This is a genomic window from Bacillus yunxiaonensis, assembly GCF_037104695.1.
Lineage (GTDB): Bacteria > Bacillota > Bacilli > Bacillales > Bacillaceae_G > Bacillus_A > Bacillus_A yunxiaonensis.
Map to the genome: position 1 here is coordinate 131,153 of NZ_JBAWSV010000004.1, position 23,349 is coordinate 154,501.

Annotated in this window: 19 protein-coding genes and 1 pseudogene; 19 read left to right on the top strand and 1 reads right to left on the bottom strand. The window is 35.7% G+C overall.

What is annotated here, in order from left to right:
• Positions 1-452 precede the first annotated feature (452 nt).
• The 13 genes and pseudogenes from nrdI (at position 453) to WAX78_RS12860 (ending at position 16,481) form a co-directional block, all read left to right on the top strand.
• On the top strand, positions 453-812 hold the full coding sequence (gene nrdI, locus WAX78_RS12800; protein WP_336482646.1) for a class Ib ribonucleoside-diphosphate reductase assembly flavoprotein NrdI: 360 nt from the start codon (positions 453-455) through the stop codon (positions 810-812).
• Positions 799-1,926 (top strand): annotated as a pseudogene (locus WAX78_RS12805) (ribonucleotide reductase N-terminal alpha domain-containing protein); the annotation flags it as partial. The gene nrdI and the pseudogene WAX78_RS12805, both read left to right, overlap by 14 nt.
• Positions 1,927-2,309: 383 nt before the next feature.
• Entirely contained in the window at positions 2,310-3,260 is a 951-nt protein-coding gene (locus tag WAX78_RS12810) for a ribonucleotide reductase (RefSeq protein WP_336483018.1), read from the top strand.
• A gap of 198 nt (positions 3,261-3,458) precedes the next feature.
• The gene (gene nrdF / locus WAX78_RS12815) at positions 3,459-4,427 is read left to right on the top strand and encodes a class 1b ribonucleoside-diphosphate reductase subunit beta (RefSeq protein WP_336482647.1); all 969 of its coding nucleotides are present in this window, start codon (positions 3,459-3,461) and stop codon (positions 4,425-4,427) included.
• 468 nt (positions 4,428-4,895) lie between these two features.
• Positions 4,896-6,245 (top strand): APC family permease, encoded by a 1,350-nt coding sequence (locus tag WAX78_RS12820; protein WP_336482648.1) that lies wholly within the window; start codon positions 4,896-4,898, stop codon positions 6,243-6,245.
• A 219-nt stretch (positions 6,246-6,464) separates the two neighbouring features.
• The gene (locus tag WAX78_RS12825; RefSeq protein WP_336482649.1) at positions 6,465-7,760 is read left to right on the top strand and encodes a Glu/Leu/Phe/Val family dehydrogenase; all 1,296 of its coding nucleotides are present in this window, start codon (positions 6,465-6,467) and stop codon (positions 7,758-7,760) included.
• A gap of 24 nt (positions 7,761-7,784) precedes the next feature.
• Positions 7,785-8,075: an SAV0927 family protein gene (locus WAX78_RS12830; RefSeq protein ID WP_336482650.1), complete on the top strand. Its 291-nt coding sequence runs from the start codon at positions 7,785-7,787 to the stop codon at positions 8,073-8,075.
• Between the two features lie 27 nt (positions 8,076-8,102).
• Complete coding sequence (locus WAX78_RS12835) at positions 8,103-8,351, top strand: biotin/lipoyl attachment domain-containing protein (RefSeq protein WP_336482651.1); 249 nt, start codon at positions 8,103-8,105, stop codon at positions 8,349-8,351.
• A gap of 135 nt (positions 8,352-8,486) precedes the next feature.
• Positions 8,487-10,616: a sigma 54-interacting transcriptional regulator gene (locus WAX78_RS12840; RefSeq protein WP_336482652.1), complete on the top strand. Its 2,130-nt coding sequence runs from the start codon at positions 8,487-8,489 to the stop codon at positions 10,614-10,616.
• Positions 10,617-11,086: 470 nt separating this feature from the next.
• Positions 11,087-12,580 carry an aldehyde dehydrogenase family protein gene (locus WAX78_RS12845; RefSeq protein ID WP_336482653.1) on the top strand — a complete coding sequence of 498 codons (1,494 nt, stop codon included), beginning with the start codon at positions 11,087-11,089 and terminating at the stop codon, positions 12,578-12,580.
• Positions 12,581-13,963 (top strand): putrescine aminotransferase, encoded by a 1,383-nt coding sequence (locus WAX78_RS12850; protein ID WP_336482654.1) that lies wholly within the window; start codon positions 12,581-12,583, stop codon positions 13,961-13,963.
• Positions 13,964-14,063: 100 nt separating this feature from the next.
• Positions 14,064-15,251 carry a CaiB/BaiF CoA transferase family protein gene (locus tag WAX78_RS12855; protein WP_336482655.1) on the top strand — a complete coding sequence of 396 codons (1,188 nt, stop codon included), beginning with the start codon at positions 14,064-14,066 and terminating at the stop codon, positions 15,249-15,251.
• Positions 15,252-15,263: 12 nt separating this feature from the next.
• A complete protein-coding gene (locus WAX78_RS12860) occupies positions 15,264-16,481 on the top strand; it encodes an acyl-CoA dehydrogenase family protein (protein WP_336482656.1) in 1,218 nt (405 codons plus the stop codon).
• Between the two features lie 333 nt (positions 16,482-16,814).
• Here the strand turns inward: WAX78_RS12860 and WAX78_RS12865 are convergent, their stop codons facing one another.
• Positions 16,815-17,726 carry a DMT family transporter gene (locus WAX78_RS12865; protein ID WP_336482657.1) on the bottom strand — a complete coding sequence of 304 codons (912 nt, stop codon included), beginning with the start codon at positions 17,724-17,726 and terminating at the stop codon, positions 16,815-16,817.
• A 109-nt stretch (positions 17,727-17,835) separates the two neighbouring features.
• Here WAX78_RS12865 and pdxR point away from each other — a divergent pair, with 109 nt between their 5' ends.
• The 6 genes from pdxR (at position 17,836) to WAX78_RS12895 (ending at position 23,297) form a co-directional block, all read left to right on the top strand.
• Positions 17,836-19,281, top strand: coding sequence for a MocR-like pyridoxine biosynthesis transcription factor PdxR (gene pdxR, locus WAX78_RS12870; RefSeq protein ID WP_413789194.1), 1,446 nt, complete (start codon positions 17,836-17,838; stop codon positions 19,279-19,281).
• A 459-nt stretch (positions 19,282-19,740) separates the two neighbouring features.
• Entirely contained in the window at positions 19,741-20,130 is a 390-nt protein-coding gene (locus tag WAX78_RS12875; protein WP_336482659.1) for a GntR family transcriptional regulator, read from the top strand.
• Positions 20,118-20,816 (top strand): ABC transporter ATP-binding protein, encoded by a 699-nt coding sequence (locus tag WAX78_RS12880; RefSeq protein WP_336482661.1) that lies wholly within the window; start codon positions 20,118-20,120, stop codon positions 20,814-20,816. The genes WAX78_RS12875 and WAX78_RS12880 overlap by 13 nt, the downstream gene beginning before the upstream one ends.
• Positions 20,813-21,604 (top strand): ABC transporter permease, encoded by a 792-nt coding sequence (locus WAX78_RS12885; RefSeq protein ID WP_336482662.1) that lies wholly within the window; start codon positions 20,813-20,815, stop codon positions 21,602-21,604. Before WAX78_RS12880 ends, WAX78_RS12885 begins: the two co-directional genes overlap by 4 nt.
• A gap of 14 nt (positions 21,605-21,618) precedes the next feature.
• Positions 21,619-22,521 (top strand): ABC transporter ATP-binding protein, encoded by a 903-nt coding sequence (locus WAX78_RS12890; RefSeq protein ID WP_336482663.1) that lies wholly within the window; start codon positions 21,619-21,621, stop codon positions 22,519-22,521.
• Complete coding sequence (locus tag WAX78_RS12895; RefSeq protein ID WP_336482664.1) at positions 22,521-23,297, top strand: ABC transporter permease; 777 nt, start codon at positions 22,521-22,523, stop codon at positions 23,295-23,297. The genes WAX78_RS12890 and WAX78_RS12895 overlap by 1 nt, the downstream gene beginning before the upstream one ends.
• The last annotated feature ends 52 nt before the right edge of the window (positions 23,298-23,349 follow it).

Below are 23,349 nucleotides of genomic sequence, written 5' to 3' on the forward strand. Positions count from 1 at the left end.
AGATTGTGAGTTTTTTAGTAACAAATATTGAAAAGAAAATCTCTTATTTGAATGTAGCTGTTTTTTAAGTAAGAGGGGTATAATTTAGAAAATGTGTAACCGGTTTCGAACAGTTTCTAGTAAGGAAACTGTTCGTTTTTTTATGACAAACGAAAAATAGATTTCGTAGGTATATTTCTTTTTTTGACAATTTTATACTGTTAACTTTTTCGAAAACATGGGTAAATCCGTTGACAACTTTTTTGAAATACACTTTATTGACATGCGTTTTAGAATGTTGTTTCATATTCTTTGTATTGTAAAAAGATCGGTCTTTTCTGTCGAAAAAATAAATTTTTAAAAAGAAAGAAATTATACATATATCTTGTGTCCTTTTTTAAAAAGTAATACAATATATAGAGAAATCATCGAGAACGAACATGATGTGAAAAGATGTAAGAGGAGGGTCGGAGATGTTAGTTGCATATGATTCTATGACAGGAAATGTGAAGCGTTTCATCCATAAATTAAATATGCCGGCCGTTCAAATTAATGAAAATCTCGTATTAGACGAAGAATTTATCCTTATTACGTACACAACAGGTTTTGGAAATGTGCCAGAACGTGTTTTAAAATTTTTAGAACGTAATCACGAACGCTTAAAGGGAGTATCTGCAAGCGGGAATCGCAATTGGGGAGATATGTTTGGGGCAAGTGCAGACAAGATTGCAACGAGATATGAAGTGCCGATTGTATCGAAATTTGAGTTATCTGGAACAAATAAAGATGTAGAATTTTTTAAAGAGAGGGTGCTGGAGATTGCGACACATTGAATTGAATAATGAGATCACGCAAATGCAGGACGGATTCTATCAGCTGCACAAAGATAAAGAGGCACTAGCAGTCTTTATGGAAGAGGCGAAAGAGAATACCGTTCATTTTGATAGCGTGGCAGAACGCATCGAGTATATGTTGGAGAACGATTACTACTATGATGTGTTAAGCGAGTATAAGATGGACGAGATAGAAGCTGTATACGAAATCACATACGGCGAAAAGTTTGAGTTTCAATCTTATATGGCAGCATCTAAGTTTTATAAAGATTACGCGTTAAAAACGAATGATCAAAAACAATACTTAGAAAGTTATCCTGATCGCGTGGCAATTGTATCGTTATACTTAGGACGAGGAAATGTTGAGAAGGCGAAACATTTCGCAAGTATGATTGTAAAACAAAACTATCAACCAGCGACACCAACCTTTTTAAATGCGGGAAGAAGCAGAAGAGGAGAAATGGTGTCTTGTTTCTTGTTAGAGATGGATGATAGCTTAAACTCGATTGGATTTAACATTAATACGGCAATGCAGTTATCAAAAATCGGCGGCGGTGTAGCGCTTAACTTGAGCAAGCTGCGCGCGCGCGGTGAACAAATTAAAGGTATTGAGAACGCGGCAAGCGGTGTAGTGCCGGTTATGAAATTACTTGAAGATTCGTTTTCGTATGCGAATCAGCTCGGCCAACGAAAAGGTGCCGGTGCGGTATATTTAAATATTTTCCATTGGGATATTATTGAATTCCTTGATACAAAAAAAATAAATGCCGACGAGAAGAGCCGTATTCAATCTCTTTCAATCGGAGTTATCGTTCCAAGTAAGTTCTTTGAGCTTGCGGAGAAAAACGAACCATTCCATGTTTTCGCACCTTATACAGTGTATAAAGAGTACGGAAAACATTTAGATGATATCGATATTGATGAAATGTATGATGAACTGATGAGCAATCCGAATATCAAAAAGAAACCACTTGATATTAGCGCACGCGATATGCTCATTAAAATTGCAATGATTCAGCTTGAGTCTGGTTACCCATACTTAATGTTTAAATCAAATGCGAATAAGCAACATCCGTTAAAGGATATTGGAACTGTGAAGATGTCTAACTTGTGTTAACTATGTAGCACCTTCTAGTAGAAATGCTAGTCGAAAACTCCGTTAAACGGGGAAAGCCTCAAAAATGAGGTAACCTACCGTGCTAAATTTTATCTTAGAATAAGTTAATTTATTCAGAGGGTATCTTATCATTTTGTATAGGTACAATTTAAAAAATACAGCATGAAATGATAAGAGACTTTCTGAAAGACTAAGGTAAATAAAAGCCTAACGACTATCCCATATGGGAGTAGAGCGCAAGTGATTGGCGTTCGAAAAGCGGAGCACCTAATCAGGTTATGCTGTAGGTGATGATATAGTCTGTCCTGTATGGTGACATACAGCAGTTGTGTAAGCAACGGGCTGAGAGTAGCGACCTCAGTTGAACATTAGAGACTGAAATCTTCCAGTTACAAGAAACATCAGAAATCAACGACTATGGTACAGATGACATTATCCGTCGTGACATTAACTGTAACTTAGGATCGTTAAACATCGTAAACGTGATGGAGAATAAAGAAATTCGTGAAGCGATCCATGCAGGTATGGAAGCTTTAACAGCTGTTTCTGATATGACAATTATTCCGAACGCACCGACTGTGAAAAAAGCAAATGATGAGCTTCATTCTGTTGGTCTTGGAGCAATGAACTTACACGGTTATTTAGCGAAAAATAAAATTGGTTATGAAAGCGCAGAAGCAAAAGAATTTGCTCGTACATTCTTTATGATGCTTAACTATTACTCCATCGAAAAGAGTATGGAGATTGCGAAAGAGAAGGGCGAAACATTTAAAGACTTCGATAAGTCGGATTATGCAAAAGGAACATACTTTGAGAAGTATGAAACAACAGATTACAGTCCAGTAACTGAGAAAGTACAACAGTTATTTGAAGGAATCCACATTCCAACAAAAGAAGACTGGACAAACCTAAAAGAACAAGTGCAGAAGCATGGTTTATATAATTCATATCGATTAGCTATTGCTCCGACACAATCAATTAGTTACGTTCAAAATGCGACTTCAAGTGTAATGCCAATCGTAAGTCAAATTGAGTCAAGAACGTATGCAAATGCAACGACATATTATCCAATGCCGTATTTATCAAAAGATACGTTCTGGTATTATAAATCTTCTTACGATATGAATCAGTTTAAATTGATTGATTTAATCGCAGAAATTCAAGAGCATATTGACCAAGGAATTAGCACAATTCTTTATGTAAATAGCGATATTTCTACACGTGAATTAGCACGTTACTATATTTATGCTCATAAAAAAGGATTAAAGAGTTTGTATTATACAAGAACACGCAAGTTAAGTGTCGAAGAGTGTGTAGCTTGCACGGTATGATGAGTTGTTTTTGAAAGAGAAGAAACAAATTGTACAGGTAGTATTTACGATAGAGTATCATCATGAGCAGGGGAAGAAACACCCTGCTCATGCTTAGTTATTAAATTTACGTTCTAACGCACGGTTAGATTTTCATTATGAAATGGAAATTTTACCGTACGTTAGGACAATGTAACAATATAAAGAAGGGGCGATTCAATGCGCGCGGTAAACTGGAACAAGAAAGAAGACGATTTTAGTTTAATGTTTTGGAAGCAAAACATCGCTCAGTTTTGGACAGAAGAGGAGATCGCTGTTTCTTCTGACAAAAATACATGGGTGCAGTTATCAAAAGAAGAACAACAAGCGTATAAGCGCGTACTAGGTGGTTTAACGCTCCTTGATACGAAGCAAGGCGGCGAGGGAATGCCTCTTATTCTTGTGCACCTTGAGAACTTACAAGCAAAAAGTGTATTAGCTTTCATGGGAGCAATGGAAGAAGTACATGCGAAGAGCTACAGTCACATTTTTACGACATTGGCAAGTGAAGAAGAAATTGATGAGATTTTTGAATGGGTAGATACTCATCCGATACTTGTGAAAAAAGCAGGGATTATTACAAATTACTACCGTCGTCTATTAAAACCTCAAGTAACGAAAAAAGAACTATACATGGCAATGGTAGCAAGTGTGTTCTTAGAAAGTTACTTGTTCTATAGTGGATTCTTCTATCCGCTGTATTTAGCTGGGCAAGGAAAATTAACGGCGAGTGGTGAAATTATCAACTTGATAATCAGGGATGAGTCCATCCACGGTGTATTTGTTGGTATTTTAGCACAGCAAGTTTTGGCAGAGCTTTCTGCTGAAGAACAACAAGAAGTACAAAAAGAAACGATGGATTTATTAGTGGAACTGTATGAAATTGAAACAGCATACACAGAAGAAATTTATACATCTATTGGTCTTGTTGAAGATGTGAATCGTTTCGTTCGTTACAATGCAAATAAAGGGCTAATGAACTTAGGATTAGAACCACACTTTGAAGAAGAAGAAATTAATCCAATCGTATTAAACGGTTTACGTACAGATACGAAAAACCATGATTTCTTCTCTGTAAAAGGGAATGGTTATGTAAAAGCAACAAATGTTGAAAAATTATCAGATGATGATTTCGTATTTGATTTTTAAATAGATAGGATTGAAAAAGCTGTCTTTCATATAAAGGCAGCTTTTTTTAGTATTGATAGTTTACATAATGTTATTATCCCGCTATTCGCGGGCAGTAAGACCCCCACTGACGGAAGTTTCACTTTATTTCGTGGTAAATTTGTTATTTTTCGACTGATTAAAGTTTCGCTTCACGTGTATGTAGTGGTATGAGAGACTGAATAAGTTATGTCAAAATGAATAAAAAACCAACAAAAAATGTAAAGAAAATAATCTCACCTGCTGTATCTTTGAAGCGTGAAAATTGGCTTATCCTCTTAATTTTTTAAACAAGAAATTTTTGGCTCAAAAATTGCATGAATATTTAAAAAATAGAAAAAGGAGGGTTTGGAATGCGATATAGCATATACACGGTTTATTGAAAGCGTTTTCTGTTTCATTATCAAACTTTACATGGAAATTAGATAGAGAAAGTAGGAGGAATGATAGGTGGGAAAAGAAGTTGGTTTAAAACGTTCATTAGGACTTTGGTCAATTGTCATGCTAGGTGTCGGGTATATGACGCCGATGGTGGGGTTTGATACATTTGGAATCGTTTCTGACAAAACGGGCGGGCATGTTCCAGCAGCTTATCTTATTGCATTAGCAGGAATGTTATTTACAGCTGCAAGCTACGGCAAAATGGTAAAGGTTTTTCCGACTGCGGGATCTGCTTATACTTATACCCAGAAGACAATTAGTGCAAGGCTTGGATTTCTTGTTGGATGGTCAGCGTTATTGGATTATTTGTTTTTACCAATGGTAAATGCGCTATTAACGAGGATTTATATGTCCGCACTTTTTCCAAGTGTTCCTTCTTGGTTATGGGTTGTTGGATTTGTCCTACTGATTTCACTAGTAAATATTATTAGTGTTAATGTTACTGCTAATTTCAATACATTCTTAGTAGTGTTTCAAATATTAGTAATGGTTGTGTTTGTATTTCTTGTTATAAAAGGATTGATAGCAGGAGAAGGAACTGGAGAAGTCTTTTCCATTCAGCCGTTTTTTCAATCAGATATACACATATCATCATTAGTTGTGGGGGCCACAATTCTTTGCTTTTCATTTTTAGGCTTTGATGCGGTAACTACATTTTCAGAAGAAACACCAAACGCGAAGAAGACAATTCCTCGGGCTATTTTTCTTACCGCTTTAATTGGCGGAATTTTATTTATTGTTACTACGTACTTCACACAATCTTTTTTCCCAGACGCATCCTTATTTAAAGATCAAGAATCAGCGGCACCAGAAATCGCGCTATACGTTGGAGGAAAATTATTTCAAACTTTCTTTTTAGTAGGGACATTTATGGGAACATTGGCATCAGGTTTAGCTTCTCATACAAGTGTGTCGCGATTATTATACGTAATGGGGCGAGATAATGTAATCCCGCAGAAGATATTCGGATACATTCATCCTCGCTGGCGAACTCCCGTATATAACATTATTATTGTGGGAATTATTTCACTTTCCGCTATATTTATCGATTTAGAAACAGCAGCATCTCTTATTAACTTCGGAGCGCTTATTGCATTTACATTTGTTAATTTATCTGTAATCGCTTACTATGTTATAAAGCAAAAAAGATATAAAACAGTAAAAGACTTTTTTAATTTCTTAGTTCTGCCTATTTTAGGAGCAGGTACAGTAGCTGTGTTATGGTTTAACCTCAATATTAATTCGCTTATTCTTGGACTTAGCTGGGCTGCTATTGGAATTGGTTACCTTTTATATGTTACGAACATGTTTCGATCAGCTCCGCCGCAAATGCATTTTGAAGAAGTACAGGAAATGTAAAATAACAAAAGACATCGGAATTTTTCCGATGTTTTTTATTTTGGAGATTTTAAAATCATGCAATATTGCATAAGTCATTCAACAATTCATAAAGAAAGAGAGAAAATTTGTAAATCAGTGCCAGAGAGAAGGGTGAAAAGGGAATATAAACATTATATTTTTATTTGGCACACTTATTGCTTTATAAAACTAGTAAAAATATATAAATGAGGTGTTATCGTGGCAATTCAATCAGAAAAAAATATAACTCAATCTATACAGGGAAAAGTTGAGATTGAAAATCCTTTAGAGGAATTTCAGTCTATATTAAAAGAGGCGCTCCAGATTTTACGTTATCCAGAGGAAGTATTCGAATTTCTTAAAAAGCCGATGCGCTTTTTAGAAGTAAGTATTCCTGTTCGAATGGATGATGGAAGAACAAAAGTATTTCAAGGGTATCGTGCTCAGCATAACGATGCAGCAGGACCAACAAAAGGTGGTATTCGGTTTCATCCAGATGTTACAGCTGAGGAAGTAAAAGCACTTGCTGGTTGGATGAGTTTGAAATGTGGAGTAACGGGTCTTCCATATGGAGGGGCAAAGGGCGGGATTATTTGTAATCCGCAGGAGATGAGTTCTAGAGAACTAGAGTTACTTAGTCGCGGTTATGTAAGAGCAGTGAGCCAAATTGTTGGGCCTACTAAAGATATTCCAGCTCCTGATATGTATACAAATGCTCAAATTATGGCTTGGATGCTAGATGAATATGATCATATTAGAGAATTTGATTCCCCAGGCTTTATAACTGGAAAACCATTGATGCTAGGAGGATCACAAGGGCGGGAAACAGCTACTTCTAAAGGAGTATTCTATACACTTCAGTTAGTGAGTGAGCTGAAACATATTCCACTCCAAAATATGCGAGTAATCATTCAAGGGTTTGGAAACGTTGGAAGTTATTTAGCAAAGTATTTATATGATATTGGTGTGAAAGTGGTAGGAGTATCTGATGCTTTAGGTGGCATTTACAACCCAGATGGTTTGGATGTTCCTTATTTACTAGAAAATCGAGATTCGTTTGGAGTAGTATCAAACCTCTTTAGTAAAACAATCTCTAACCAAGAGTTGTTAGAAAAAGAATGTGATGTACTCATTCCTGCAGCAATTGGAGGAGTGATTACGAAACATAATGCAGAAAGGCTTGGATGTAAGATTGTAATTGAGGCAGCAAATGGTCCGACAACAAAAGAGGCGATCACAATGTTAGAAGAGAAAGACATTTTGGTTGTTCCAGATATTCTAGCAAACGCTGGAGGTGTTATTGTTTCTTATTTTGAATGGTGTCAAAATAACCAAGGGTATTATTGGACAGAGCAATATGTCGACCAATGCTTAAAGGAGAAAATCACATCTAGTTTTTCTAATGTATTCAATACTTCAAAACATTTTGGAGTAAATATGAAAATTGCTGCTTATATAGAGGGAGTCCGTAAGATTGTAGAGGCATCGCGCCTAAGAGGGTGGTTGCATTTTTAATCTTTTAACAAAGGGAGGAATAAAATGAAGCTTGATATCTTATTAGAAGAAATTGAGAGACAACCGATCGGTTATTATTGTATCGTGTCGAATTGTCATCGATATGATATAGCCGTTACGTATTCACAGCAATTTTTGGGAAAAGCAATGGTTACTTCTATTCAGAATGGAAGAATGATTCTATTAAGTCAAGAAGATATTGAACAGGAACAATATTGGGCACCTAAGTTAGAGATTGAAGTAGAAGATGTAGAAGATTTTCAAAGTTTTTTCCGTATGATTCTTCAGCCACAAACGTTGGCAGAACAATATTAATAGAATAAAAGAAGGGAATGATTCATTTTGTTTTATGAGATCGTTACGAGCCCGTGCTATGGAACGGTTGAAAAAGTGGCTATTGATAAGGACTCTCGAATTTACGAATGGGAACCACTGTTTGCTATTAAAAATATGAATGGTGAGCTGGAAGTAATTAAAATGGGATGTAGTGGAGAAGTACAATCTTTAGAAGTAGAAGCAGGAGATAAGGTAATTCCAGGGATGGTATTAGCTTATATTCAAGAAGATATTTTAATTGGTGGTAGTGATTAATTAGAGAACAAAAAGGAAGATGGAAGCATTCATCTTCCTTTTTTTTAATAAATAAAGTTTATTATCAGATTAATTAAAAAAATCTATTTTTAGTGATACAATACAAGTTAAGTAGCTCAAAGGAGGGGTAGCGGAATGTTTTCCATTGCTCATAAAAAAATTAGACAGATTGTTTCTCTACCTATTGATCAACCTGAAAAGGAATGGAATATAGATGTTAAAAATATAAAAGAACCTTTTCTATTTTTAAAAAGGGAAGATCAATTATTTGCATACGTCCATGTAAAGGATCTGCTATCAAGAAATGAGGAATTAACTGCCCAAGCATTACTTTCAAATGCTGTTTCACTAGATACAATCTGCCACCTTAGTAAAATTATTTCCTTAACAGCTCTCTTTCAAATTATTGGGGCGCCTATTGCGATTGTGAAAAATGAAATAGGAGAGTTAAAAGGATACATAAGAAGAGAGGATGTTTTTGCAGAATTATTTAAGCAAGAAAATAAAAGTGTAGATATACTAAAAATCATTTTAATGTCTATTCCTATGGGGATTTTTGTGGTAGACAGGGAAAAGAAAATTGTAAATTGTAATGAATCTGGTTTAAAGATGATTAAGTCTACTTCTGAAAAAGTACTAAATGTACCAGCAGAACAGATTTTTAATGGGGAACATATTAACAATGTATATGCAACGGGAAAAACGATTTTAAATCAGTTACAAATAACAAATGAAATGGGAGTATTAGTTGATTACAGTCCGATTCCTAGCTTAGATCAAAGCATTGAAGGAATGGTTATTATTGTACAAGATTTACCAATGGTTGAGGATATGGCCATGGAAATTGAACATATAAAGGATTTAAATAAAGATTTAAACGCAATCTTATCTAGTATTTATGATGAAATATTAGTAGTTAATCATAAAGGGGAATTAATTCGTTATAGTGAAACCATTATCAATGATTTTTGGGGAGGAGATTTAAAGGATCTTTTAGGGAAAAATCTTTTAGATTTAGAGCGAAAAGGTTTATTTAGTCCATCTGTTACTCGTTTGGTACTAGAACAAAAGAAAAAGGTATCGGTTGTACAAGAAACAAAAAGTGGTAGAAAAATATTAGCGGTTGGAAACCCTGTGTTTAATGAAGCCGGAGAACTGCATCGTATTATTATTGCCTCAAGGGATATTACAGAGGCAACGAGATTAAAGACGGAATTGCATGAGATGAAAAAAATATCTGAACAATATAAGAAGGAATTGGACAACTTTAAAAATAAAGATCGTTTTCTTAAGAAACTTATTTATTGTAGTCCGAAAATGGAACAAATTATTAATCAAGCTAAAAAAATAGCTGATTTTTCTTCTAATGTTCTTATTTCTGGAGAATCGGGTGTTGGAAAAGAAGTGATTGCCCAAGCAATTCATCAACTGGGAAATCGATCTTCAAAGCCGTTTTTAAAATTAAATTGTGGTGCAATTCCAGAATCATTATTGGAAAGTGAATTGTTTGGATATACGAAAGGTGCTTTTACCGGTGCTGATAAAAATGGAAAAGAAGGATATTTTAAGCGAGCGGATCAAGGGATTTTATTTTTGGATGAGATTGGAGAAATGCCTTTACATTTGCAAGTGAAATTACTTAGGGTGTTACAAGAGCAAGAAGTAATTCCAATCGGAAGCACGGTACCTACGAAAATAAACGTTCAAATTATTGCGGCCACAAATAAAAGTCTCGAAAAAATGGTGGAAGCTGGTACGTTCCGTGAAGATTTATTTTATCGCTTAAATGTAATTCCATTGCAAGTTCCCCCGTTAAGGGAACGAATGGAAGATGTTCCAGTACTCGCATTTCATTTCTTACAACAATTAAATGAAAAATATAATAAAAACTACCATTTAACTTCTGATGCACTGAATTTACTAGAATTTTATTCATGGCCGGGAAATGTACGAGAATTACAAAATATGATTGAACGTTTAGTAGTATCAGCAGATGAGCCAGTTATTGAAGCTGAATTTGTTAGCAAATTTTTAACCCCTGGTTATGACTTTAAAAAATCAAAGCCAGTTATTACAAGGGTCTTACCATTACAAGAAGCATTACATTCTGTAGAAGAGCAATTAATCTTACTTGCGATGAAGCAGTATAAAACAACGACGAAGGCCGCAAAAGCTCTTGGGATTAGTCAATCTTCGGTTAGTCGTAAATATCAAAAAATCATGAACGAAAAGGAAATAGCAGTTGATACAATTTCATATTTTTAAAAGAGAAAGGAGAAGTTTGCATGGACTACTCCTTTTTCTTTGTTATCCCGCATTAACGGGCAGTAAGCCCCCTACCTCAAGATTGAGAGAGAAGCGAAGAAGATAGGTGGGGGATAACTGCCCGTAAAAGCCCGATTGGTTCAACTAACCTTTTGGAGAAGAGCGCTCCAAAAGGAAGTTTCACTTTATTTTTGTTGTAATTATGCAAAATGTAATAACCTATGCAAAAACGCATAGGTTTGTATGTTTTATCCCGCTATTTGCGGGCAGTAAGCCCCCCACATTAAGATTCAGAGAAAAGTGAAGAAGATAGATGGGGGATAACTGCTGACATGCGCCCGATTGGTGATGGAAGTTTCGCTTTATTTGGAGAAATAGTCAGTTTTTGTATGATTACTTGGTATTTTAAATGTTGGCACAATTATTGCTTATATAATATATGAACGATCGAAAAAGGGGGATTATATATAATGCTAGATTTAAAAATGTATCTAAATGGTGAATGGAGAGAGTCTAGTAATCAAGAGAAACGACCTATTATTAACCCTGCGAATGGCAAGGTTATCGTATATGCGCCTGAAGGAACGATCGAGGATGCAAAAGAAGCAATAGAAGTGGCAAGAGCGACTTTTGATAGCGGAATTTGGTCAGAAACATCCGCTGCTGAAAGAGCATCTTATTTATTTAAAATAGCAGATGAAATTGATAAAAATAAGGAAGAACTTGCACGTCTTGAAACAATGGATAATGGAAAAACACATCGCGAGGCAGAAGGCGATATTGGAGATGCGGCAGCTTGCTTCCGTTATTATGCTGGGCTTATTACAAAACCAGATGGACAAACATATCATGTAGCTGATCCGATGCAAGCTATGGTAGTCAGAGAACCAGTTGGTGTTTGTGGATTAATTGTTCCTTGGAATTATCCGTTATTAATGAGTGTATGGAAAATTGCACCTGCTCTAGCGGCTGGAAATACGATTGTATTTAAACCGTCTGAGGTTACACCAATCACTGCAACAAAGTTATTTGAAATCTTTGAGAAAGTAGGATTGCCAAAAGGTGTTGCGAATATGGTGATGGGTGCTGGCCCAATAGTAGGAAATGAGATTGCAGCAAGTAATAAAGTCGATATGATTTCCTTTACAGGCGGAACAAAAACAGGAAAACACATTATGAGAACAGCAGCAGATAATATGAAAAAGATTTCGCTAGAACTTGGCGGGAAATCTCCAAATATTATTTTTGCAGATGCAGATTTTGAAACTGCTGTTGATTATGCTTTGTTTGGTATTTATGCAGGTACTGGACAAGTATGCTCAGCGGGATCAAGAATCCTTGTAGAAGAAAGCGTTTACGATAGATTTGTTAGTAGTTTCGTAGAACGTGCAAAGCAAATTAATGTTGGACCTGGTGATAACCCAGAATCAGAGATGGGACCACTTGTTAGCCAAGAGCATATGGAAAAAGTATTACGCTATATTGAGATTGGGAAAGACGAAGGAGCAGAAATTGCTTGCGGAGGAAAGCGTATTACAACGGGTGGAAAAGGTGATGGTTTCTTTATTGAACCAACAGTCTTTGTCAATGTAAAACCTGATATGCGTATTGTGCAGGAAGAAATTTTTGGTCCTGTTGTAGTTATCCAAAAGTTTAAGGATGAACAGGAAGCAATTGAGCTAGCAAACGGTACAGATTACGGCTTAGCTGGAGGGGTATTTACAGTTGATGGCGCAAAAGCGATGCGCGTAATTCGCAAACTTCGCGCAGGAATTACGTGGATTAATAGCTATCATCCAACATATAATGAAGCTCCTTGGGGCGGATATAAGCAAAGTGGTATCGGTCGTAGTTTAGGAACGTTTGGTTTAGAAGAATTCCAAGAAATTAAGCAGATTAATATAAATCTAGAAGTAGAACCAATTGGTTGGTTTGCAAATAAAAAGACTATAGGAGTGAAATAAATGGTGACGAATGTAGAAAGTAAATTCAATGAGCAGGATGTAAACAATTCAAATGTAAATGATTATATTACGAAAGTACTGCAATTAATTGAAAAAGAAAAGGTCTCCGAAGAAGAGGCTAACTGGATTCAAAAAGAAACAGTAGATGGATTTAGAGAGCATGTCAATCCTGGTTTTCTTGCATATAGAAAAACAGTAACAAAAGATGGGCAATTTGCAGCAGTAGAATGGTCTGATGAAGGATCTTGCTTCATGGATATCAATGGTAAAAAATATATTGATTGTTTAGGTGGATTCGGGATTTATAATGTTGGACACCGTAATCCGAAAGTGGTAAAAGCTGTAACGGATCAATTAAAGCGTCAAGCATTGCATAGTCAGGATTTACTAGATCCACTTCGTGCGATTCTTGCAAAGATTTTAGCAGATATTACACCTGGTGATTTGAAATATGCTTTCTTTACAAATAGTGGTACAGAAAGTGTGGAGGCGGCATTAAAACTAGCAAAAATGTATAGTGAACGAACAACTTTCATTTCAACAACACGTGCCTTCCACGGTAAGAGTCTTGGATCTTTATCTGGAACAGCAAAAGGAATGTTCCGTAAACCATTTTTACCATTAATTCCAGGTTTCCGTCACGTTCCATTTGGTGATATCGACATGATGAGAAAAACATTTGAAACGTGTGCATTAGTAGGAGAAGATGTTGCAGCTGTTATTTTAGAACCAATTCAAGGAGAAGGCGGTATTATTTTACCTCCAGAAAATTATTTGAAACAAGTAAGAGAGCTTTGCGATGAATTTGGATCCTTGCTTATTTTTGATGAAGTGCAAACTGGAATGGGACGTACAGGAAAAATGTTTGCTGCAGAATTATATGACGTAGTACCAGATATTATTTGTCTTGCGAAGGCATTTGGCGGGGGCGTAATGCCAGCAGGTGCAATTGTTGCCAAAGAAAAAGTATTTAAAAGTTGGTTTGAGAACCCATTCATGCATACAACAACATTTGGTGGAAATCCACTTGCATGTGCTGCTGCAATTGCAACAATCCATGTATTATTGGAAGACAAATTACCAGAACGAGCTGCGGAAGTTGGGGAGTATTTCTTAAACGGGTTGAAAAAGGCTGCGGAAGGACACGAAGATAAAGTATTTGAAATTCGTGGTCAAGGTTTAATGATTGGTATTGAGTTCCATAAAGATGAAATTGGTTATGAAGTATCGAAGGCAATGTTTGATCGAGGCATCCTTGTTGCAGGAACGTTAATTAATTCAAAAACAATTCGTATTGAACCGTCTCTTACAATTAGTTATGAAGAAGTAGATATGGTAATCAATACTTTCGAATCAGTGTTAGCACAAGTAAAAGTACAATAATCATTCCATACAATAACGTGTAAAAACAAACCAGTAAAACCACCATGCTTATGTTCACTCTAATTGGTTTTACTGGTTTTTACTATAGGAGGAGAAAGGGTTGGAGGGAGCATTACACGGAATCAAAATTATTGATTTATCTCGGGTTCTTGCCGGTCCTTTTTGTACGATGATTCTTGGTGATTTGGGAGCGGAGGTAATAAAAATTGAGAATACTGGAAATGGCGATGATACAAGAGGATGGGGACCACCTTTCGTAGGAGGAGAAAGCGCTTACTTTCTTTGTGCGAATCGTAATAAAGAGTCGCTTACATTAAATTTAAAATCACAAATGGGAAAGGATGTTTTGAAAAAACTTGTTTCTCATGCTGATATCGTTGTACAAAACTTCAAGCCTGGAACACTTGAGAGAATGGGACTTGGTTATGAAGTGTTACAAGAGGTGAAGGAAGACATTATTCTAGCTTCTATTAGTGGTTTTGGCCAAAATGGTCCTGCTTCACATCTTCCTGGCTATGATTATATGATTCAAGCGATGAGTGGACTTATGAGTATAACAGGAGGAAAGGACGAAGAGCCTGCAAAAGTAGGAGTTGCGATTGCAGATGTGCTCACAGGTCTTTTTACATGTGTTGGGATTTTAGCCGCTTTGCAGCACCGAAATAGAACAGGAGAAGGGCAAGAAATTGATATTTCTTTATTTGATTCACAATTAGCGGCATTAGTAAATGTAGCAAGCAATTATTTGTGTACAGGAGAATTGCCAGAGAGACTTGGAAACCAGCATCCAAATATTGTTCCGTATCAAGTATTTCAGGCGGAGGATGGAGATCTTGTTGTTGCAGTTGGAAATGATGAACAGTTTCATAAGTTTTGTTTGTTACTTGATAGACAAGATTTATCTCGTTTAGATCGCTATAAAACAAATGCAAATCGTCTTTTGCATAGGGAAGAACTTGTAGACATGATTGCAAAAGAAATGAAAAAGAAAAAGAAAGAGGAATGGAAACAACTTTTAGATGAAGCAGGGATTCCAAATGGACCAATTCTCAATGTGAAGGAAGCGTTAGAAACAGAGCAGGCAGTTTCGAGAGATATGACAATTCATATGGAACATCCGACCATTGAAAATCTTACACTTGTAGGTTCACCATTAAAACTTGCAAAGACACCAGTGCGGATGCAGAAACATCCGCCACTCCACGGGGAACATACAGAACAGATTTTGAAAGAACTGGGGTATTCGCAGGAAAGCGTTACGGAAATGAAAAAAAACCAATGGATATAGGAGGCAGTACAAATGAATTTTTCTTTAACAGAAGAACAACAAAGTGTTAGAAAAGTAGTGAGATCCTTTGTAGATAATGAAATTATTCCATACATTAAAGAATGGGATGAAAAAGGACATTTTGAGGAAAAGATCTTGAAGCGTTTAGCGGAGTTACAGTTTATGGGTGTTTGTATTCCAGAGCAATATGGCGGTGTTGGTATGGATTATAATACGCTCGCTATTGTTTGTGAAGAATTAGAACGTGGTGACACAGCTTTCCGAACAGCTGTATCTGTACATACGGGATTAAATAGCATGACACTTCTCCAATGGGGAACAGAAGAACAAAAACAAAAATACCTTGTTCCACAAGCGAAAGGTGAAAAAATTGGGGCATTCGGTTTAACTGAACCAAATGCAGGATCAGACGTTGTTGCTATGCAAACAACAGCGGTAAAACAAGGCGATTACTACGTATTAAATGGATCTAAAACATGGATTTCTTTATGTGATGTTGCAGACCACTTCTTAATTTTTGCAAAAACAAATCCAGAATTAAAGCACCGCGGTATTTCTTGTTTTATCGTAGAACGAACATTTCCTGGGGTATCGACAAAAGCGATAAAAGGAAAGCTTGGTATTAGAGCGGGTAATACAGGAGAGGTATTTCTAGATGATGTGAAAGTACCGGTGGGAAATCTTCTTGGAGAAGAGGGAGAAGGATTTAAAATTGCAATGGCATCATTAGACAATGGCCGTTTTACAGTAGCGGCAGGGGCGTGTGGGCTCATTCAAGCAAGTTTAGAAGCGAGTGTAAAGTATTGTGAAGAGCGTAAAACATTTGGAAAAGAAATTGGAAAACATCAGCTTGTACAGCAAATGATTGCGAAAATGTCTGCGAATCTTGAAATATCACGTTTATTGGTCTATAAAGCAGGATGGTTAAAAAATCAAGGGAAACGTAATACACAGGAAACATCTTTAGCAAAATGGATTGCTTGTGATGCTGCATTTGAAGCGGCAAATGATGCGGTGCAGGTGCACGGTGCCTATGGATATTCGAATGAATTCCCAGTAGAACGATATTTACGAAATGCAAAAGCTCCAGTAATTTACGAAGGAACACGTGAAATTCATACAATTATGCAAGCGGAATACGCACTTGGATATCGTTCTGATAAGGAGCTTCGTAACATGTTACCGAAGTGGCCTTTTGAAGAAAATGAGGCAGAAATGGTAACGAAATAAAGTGAAACTTTAATCAGTGGGGAGCTTCATTCCCCACTGATTATCAGCCTCACCAATCGGGTTTTTACGGGCAGTTTATCTCCCATCTAACTTCTTTAGAAAAGCGGAAGCGGCTCGCTCAGAATCGCAGGACGCCCGCGCCTAAGGCAGAGAGGCGCTTTTTGCCTCGTCCGAGGGGGCGAAACGACCGGAGATTCTAGCCGCTAGAGCTGGACAATGCTTTCACCAAATTTTGAGGTGCCCGTTCATGCGGGATAAAATTAAGATGAAGAAAAGGGCTATCTCCTTCTTGGAGACAGCCTTTTTCTTCATTTGGTAAGTAAGATTTATAGTTTACATAATATGTTGATCAAATTTCATTATTTGGGTTTCTTTTTTATCAATTTTTATATTTGTTATAATAACGCCGAATATAGTTATTATCCCTCCTATTATTGAAAAAACAGTAGGAATTTCTCCAATCCATATCCAAGAAATAATAATTGCTAGAGCGGGTGTTAAGTATAAAGAAGTTGTTGCTTCGGATGTTCCTATACGTGATATGATATAAGCTAGAGCAAAATATGGAATCATAGTAGGAAAGAGACCTAAATAGACAACGCTAAGTGTTGTTTCTATAGATGAATGCATAATTCTTTCCCCTAATCCTGGGAGAAAGAGAAGCATGAAAAATGTACCAGACCAAATTGTATAGGAAGTAAATGCAAGAAACCCGTATTTATTTAAATATCGATTTTGAAATACAAAGTATATGCTTTCTGAAAAGGATGCTAGAAGAATTAACAAAGCTTCAATGTTCAACGTAAAATGACCATCTTTTCCTAATGAAAGAATAGCGACACCACAAAAGCTAATAATAGATCCAATCCAGCCCCGAAGCCCAAATCGTTCATGCAAAAATAAAGCAGCTAATATGGATGAAAAAATGGGAGAAGTAGAAACGAGCAGGCTTGCAGTACCTGCATTAATAGTTGCTTCCCCAGCACTTAAGGCTACATGGTAAACAGTAAACCCTAGCAAACCTAATACGAGAATAATAGGGATATCTCTCCATTCTGGTAGTTGCATGCGGGTCAATATAGCGAAGAAGATAAGTGCTAGCGAAGCGATTAATAGGCGAAGCAAAACTAAATGCTCAGGAGTATAGGATTCTAATCCGACTCGTATGGCTGGAAAAGCGGAAGCCCAAAGAAAAATTGTAGCCCCATAAGCAGTTATGATTCGAAAATCCCATTGTTTCTTCATATTTTCACATCCTTATCATGTTAATTGACTTTCATGTTAATAAGGATTTAGTAAAATGTCTTCAACCAATTGTGTTGTTTTAAAAACCAACCAAATGTAGGTGATTTTGATGGAGAAGGAAAATAGGAAGTTAAGTAAATCTTCACATCTCCCGTTGTATCAACAAGTTGTTGTGTATATAAAAAATAAAATTATAAGCGGGGAATGGCCAATAGGAAGCAAACTTCCGACACAACGTGAGTTCGCTAAATTGTTTGGAGTAAATCGAAGTACAGTTGTTACAGCTTTAGAAGAATTAAAAGCGGAAGGGTTAATCGAAGGGAAAATGGGTGCTAGTACAAAAGTAGTCAATAATACATGGACATTACTAGCAAATACCGCCCCTCCTGATTGGAATAAGTTTGTAAAAACAGGGTTTTATAAGCCAAATCAATCGATTGTACAAGAAATTAATAAAGCAGAATCAGATTTAAACATAATTCAATTAGGAAAAGGCGAGCTTTCTTCTGAATTGTTTTCTGTAGAAAATTTACATACTGTTATGCACCGCTGTATAAACCGTATTGATTCTTTAGGGTATGAAGTACCGAAAGGACTTTTACCATTACGCCAAGAATTAAGCAAATATTTAAGTACAATAGGGATAACTTGTTCTCCTGACTCCATTTTAATTGTTTCCGGTGCACTGCAAGCGTTGCAACTCATTTCAGTTGGACTTTTACGACAAGGGTCAACCATTCTTCTTGAAGAGCCATCTTATTTGTATTCTTTACATATTTTTCAATCAGCAGGAATGAAATTTTCCAGTCTTTCAGTAGATAATCAAGGGTTAATACCGAGTGATATTGCTACAAAAAAACAACGAAATCAGTCGATTATATATACAATTCCTTCTTTTCATAATCCGACAGGTATTGTTATGTCAGAGAAGAGACGAAAAGACCTTTTGCAAGTATGTGAAAAAGAGAATCTTCCCATTATAGAAGATGATGTTTATCGAGAATTATGGATCGATACTGCACCGCCTTTACCACTAAAAGCAAAAGATAGACATGGACAAGTTTTATATATTGGGAGTTTTTCTAAAACATTGAGCCCTGGATTAAGAGTAGGATGGCTTGTTGGTCCTGAACCTGTTATCAATCGTTTAGCTGATATTAAAATGCAAATTGATTATGGGTCCAGTTCATTATCACAATGGGCAGTTGCTGAATGGTTATCAAGCGGTTTATATGCTCAGCATCTTAGAGCGGTTAGAGGAAATCTTACTATTCGTCTCCATACAATGTTAGAAGCATTAGAGAAATATTTACAAGGAATTGCAACTTGGAATATTCCTAAAGGGGGCTTTTTTATTTGGGTGAAAATTCTTCCAGCTATACCAATGCAAAAACTTTTTGAAACGGCACTTGACGAGGGAGTATTATTTTATCCAGGGAGTATATATAGCTCGGCATGCACTCAGTATTTGCGACTTTCCTACTCCTATGCATCTTTGTCTGATATAAAACAGGGAATTTACCGTATTTCTCAAATTGTTAAGAAGTTAATGTAATGTTGTACATTTGGAAGTTTCACTGTATTATTTTTCGTGGAGATTTTTACGACGAATCTATATTAGTAAGTTATAGTCTGGCACAATTCTTTAGAAAATACATGCAAGATTACGTATTTTTCAAGGAATTGTGTACGACTTTTTTTGTTATGTTGAGTTTTCATTCCTTTTCCTCTAGCGCTGCATAAGCTCTTATTGTAAAGCCGGATATAATAAAGTGAAGCTTCCATCAGTGGGGGTTTTTTCATCCCCTACTGATGGAAAGCTCTCACCAATCGGGCTTTTACGGGCAGTTATCTTCCTCGCGTCTCTCCTAATCTTGAGGTGGGGGGCTTACTGCCCGTTAATGCGGGATAAATAATTCCACTTAGAATGTTTATAAATTTGAATTTTTTAATTTACATTATTTACATAACGGTGTATTATTTAACTAGTACACTATAACATTAGGAGGAAGAAATGAAAATTGAATTTTCTCCCAACATCCCTATTTACATTCAGGTGATGGAATACATAAAAAAGGAAATTGTAACAGGTCATTTATCGCCTGGTAGTAAAATTCCCTCTGTACGTGAATTAGCTAGTGAGTTACAAGTGAATCCGAATACAATTCAACGTACATTTCAAGAGTTAGAACGAGAGGGTATCGTTGTGACACGTAGAGGAATGGGAAGATATGTAGCGACTGAAGGAGAGAAGATTATGGAGCTGCGAAAGGGTATGGCGAAAGAGTTGCTTCATGCCTTTATAAATGGAATGAACAATTTAGGGTTTTCAGAGGAGGAAATGTTGTCCATTCTTCATTCTTCATTAGAAGAGAAAAAGGGGAAGAACAGATGCGAGAATTAGTAAAAATAGAAAATCTATGGAAACGTTATGATTTAAAAGCTGTTATTAGAGATGTAAACGTAACGATAACAGAAGGGAAAATTATTGGTCTTGTTGGGGATAATGGGAGCGGAAAAACGACGTTGCTGAAAATGATTGTAGGTTTGCAGCATCCTTCTCAAGGAGATATTTTCATTGCTGGTAAGAAAGTAGGGCTAGAAACGAAAAAAATTGTTTCATTCATGTCTGACCGTCCTATATTTGAAGAGTGGATGACTGTAAAAGATGCTTTGTTTTTTTATCGTGATTTTTACGAAGATTTTGATATTCAAAAAGCAGTGGATACAATCGCGAAATTTAAAATTCCGTTAGAAGAAAAAATTAATGCTTTATCAAAGGGAATGGTAGAAAAACTACAGCTTATTTTAACATTTTCACGACATGCAAAACTATATGTGTTAGATGAGCCGCTTGGCGGAATCGATCTTGTTTCACGGGAGCATGTACTAGAGTTAATTCTTCAATTTTATCGCGAAGACTGTACAATTTTAATTTCTACTCATTTAATTGGCGAAATTGAAAACCTATTTGATGAAATAATTTTTTTAAAGGATGGAGAAATTGTGCTATATGAAAATGTAGAAGATATTCGTTTTCAAAGAGGAAAAGCAATACATGAGTTGTTCAAGGAGGTTTTTGGACAATGAATCAACTTCTCCATTATTTATATAACTGTAATAAAAAGAAAATATGGATAATTTATACGGGGTTTATTACGATTTCGCTTATTCTTTTATTTAATTTTATGGGTTCTTCTAAGCACATGACTCCAATAAAACAAAATATAATATTGGTTTTGTTTATATTATTATTTTGTATAACGGTATTTTCTATTGGCTTAATAGCAGTCTCATCTTTTCGGAGAATGCTAAAAAATTCTATGATTCGTTATACAGCTGTTCCAGCTAAAAAGAATCTATATGCAAATCTATTGTTTTTTACGCTAATGTTTATTCTACTGTCTTTGATAGGTTTAGGATTTGTTCATTTTTTTTCTATGAATATTTACGAGAAAAACACAAATGGAGAGATTCAACGAGCAATGCACCACTTATATAATTATGGAATATTTCATCATTTCTTTTCTATCTTTTTATGGATTATAGATTTAACAAGTTTGTTAGTTTCTATATATTTCATAATTGCAGTTATAAAACTCTTTAATGTGAACTCTTTATTAAGTAAGGTATTATTTATATTTTTCTTTTTGCTTTTTGGCGGAATTCAAATCTTTACAACTACTCTCTTAGAAAAAATAGATAGATCTGTATTTTATACAAAAAATGTTGGATTTATAGATAATAACGGTTTTTTTGAAATATCTTTTTATATTAGTGAAAGTTCGAGTATTTCTTATGTATGTTTTAATTTGTTATTAATTTATCTATTAATATTCATAACATCCTACATCATCGACAAAAAATTAGAGGTTTAAAGGAGGAATAGGCATTGGGAAATGTAGTAGTGAAATTAGAAAATGTTCATAAAAAAATAGGCAGTGCTGAAATTATTTGTGGCCTTTCGTTTGAAGTACAGGAAGGGGAAGTGTATGGCTTTCTTGGGCCAAATGGAAGTGGAAAGACGACGACAATTCGAATGATGACAGGGCTGATTTCAGTAACAGAAGGTGATATTACAATTTGTGGTCACAGTATACGTACTGAGCGTGAGAAAGCGTTAGAGTACATTGGAGCGATTGTAGAGAATCCTGAATTATATGAGTATATGACAGGAATGCAAAATTTAAAACATTTTGCTAATATGGCAGTCACACCGATTCCTAAAGAACGAATTGCTGAAATTGTAAAGCTTGTTGAATTAGAGCATGCGATTCATAAAAAGGTAAAAACATATTCTCTCGGTATGAAACAACGTTTAGGGATTGCACAAGCGCTATTACATAATCCGAAAATTTTAATTTTAGATGAGCCAACAAATGGTTTAGATCCAGCAGGAATTCGTGAAATTCGTGATTACTTACAGCGTTTAGCAAAAGAGGAAAACATTGCAGTCATTGTATCAAGTCACTTATTAAGTGAAATTGAGCTGATGTGTGATCGTGTCGTTATTATTAAGAATGGACAATTTGTGCAAGAGTATAGCTTGCGTGAACAGGCGAAAAGCGACGACAAGATTATGGTAGCGTTTGAAGTGGATCAAATAGAGAAAGCGAATGAAATAATAAAAGGAACAGTACAAGAAAAGAAAATTATTGTGTCTGTCATGAAAGAGGAAATTCCACAACTTGTGAAAAATTTAGTGCATGCTGATGTTCTTGTGTACGGTGTAACAGTTCAAAATAGATCATTAGAGGATGAATTCTTAGCAGTTACAGGGGGAGTGAAAGCATAATGATAAAATTAATTCAAAATGAATTTTTAAAGTTGCATGCGAAAAAGAGTATGTATATTTTGTTAGTCGTACTAGCAGTATTAGAAATAGCAGGAGCAGTTATTTTCAAAAAATGGGCTCCGCCTGAAATTAAAATGGAAGGGTTTATTATGTTCGCAGAGCAAAATATCGGCATGATTGCTACATTTGCAACAATCTTTGGAATAACGCTAGCATCCCGCACAATTACAGAGGAATTTCAAAAAGGGACAATTAAACAATTGTTGATTCGTCCGAGAAAGCGAGTTACGATATTATTTTCAAAGTATATTACAGTTCTCTTAGCTATATTATGTGTATGTATTGTTTCTTTACTTACAGCAATGTTGATTGGTCTAATTACATTTGGCGGGGACACTGGAGCGGTAACTTTTACAATTTTGTTAAAACGCTTTGCTTATAACATTTTACCGATATTATTTTATCCAACAGTTGCATTCTTGCTAGCGAATATTTTTAGAAAATCAGTTTTACCATTAGTTATTACACTATTTTTCTTCTTCATAGAGGGAATGTTAAAAATGCTAGTATTCCAATTTGCCCAAGGTATAGCAAAATATATTGTAATGTTTCACTTAAATTTAAATATGTATGATAGTAATGTGTTGCTCAGTCAAGGGGCCAAACCAATATTTACAGAGTTTAGCTTTACAACTTCTTTGTTATTTGTATTAGCTCATTTTGCTGTTTTACTTGTTGCTTCTAGTGCATTGTTCCAAAAGCGCGATGTTCTATAAGAAAATAAATCCCCGCTTAGCGGGGATTTATTGCCTTTAGTTATATCATGAT

Excerpts from the sequence above, each read along its gene's own strand:
- nrdI (WP_336482646.1), top strand. The coding sequence starts at position 453 with ATGTTAGTTGCATATGATTCTATGACAGGAAATGTGAAGCGTTTCATC.
- nrdF (WP_336482647.1), top strand. The coding sequence starts at position 3,459 with ATGCGCGCGGTAAACTGGAACAAGAAAGAAGACGATTTTAGTTTAATG.
- WAX78_RS12830 (WP_336482650.1), top strand. The coding sequence starts at position 7,785 with ATGAAGCTTGATATCTTATTAGAAGAAATTGAGAGACAACCGATCGGT.
- WAX78_RS12840 (WP_336482652.1), top strand. The coding sequence starts at position 8,487 with ATGTTTTCCATTGCTCATAAAAAAATTAGACAGATTGTTTCTCTACCT.
- WAX78_RS12845 (WP_336482653.1), top strand. The coding sequence starts at position 11,087 with ATGCTAGATTTAAAAATGTATCTAAATGGTGAATGGAGAGAGTCTAGT.
- WAX78_RS12850 (WP_336482654.1), top strand. The coding sequence starts at position 12,581 with ATGGTGACGAATGTAGAAAGTAAATTCAATGAGCAGGATGTAAACAAT.
- WAX78_RS12860 (WP_336482656.1), top strand. The coding sequence starts at position 15,264 with ATGAATTTTTCTTTAACAGAAGAACAACAAAGTGTTAGAAAAGTAGTG.
- WAX78_RS12865 (WP_336482657.1), bottom strand. The coding sequence starts at position 17,726 with ATGAAGAAACAATGGGATTTTCGAATCATAACTGCTTATGGGGCTACA.
- pdxR (WP_413789194.1), top strand. The coding sequence starts at position 17,836 with ATGGAGAAGGAAAATAGGAAGTTAAGTAAATCTTCACATCTCCCGTTG.
- WAX78_RS12875 (WP_336482659.1), top strand. The coding sequence starts at position 19,741 with ATGAAAATTGAATTTTCTCCCAACATCCCTATTTACATTCAGGTGATG.
- WAX78_RS12880 (WP_336482661.1), top strand. The coding sequence starts at position 20,118 with ATGCGAGAATTAGTAAAAATAGAAAATCTATGGAAACGTTATGATTTA.
- WAX78_RS12885 (WP_336482662.1), top strand. The coding sequence starts at position 20,813 with ATGAATCAACTTCTCCATTATTTATATAACTGTAATAAAAAGAAAATA.
- WAX78_RS12895 (WP_336482664.1), top strand. The coding sequence starts at position 22,521 with ATGATAAAATTAATTCAAAATGAATTTTTAAAGTTGCATGCGAAAAAG.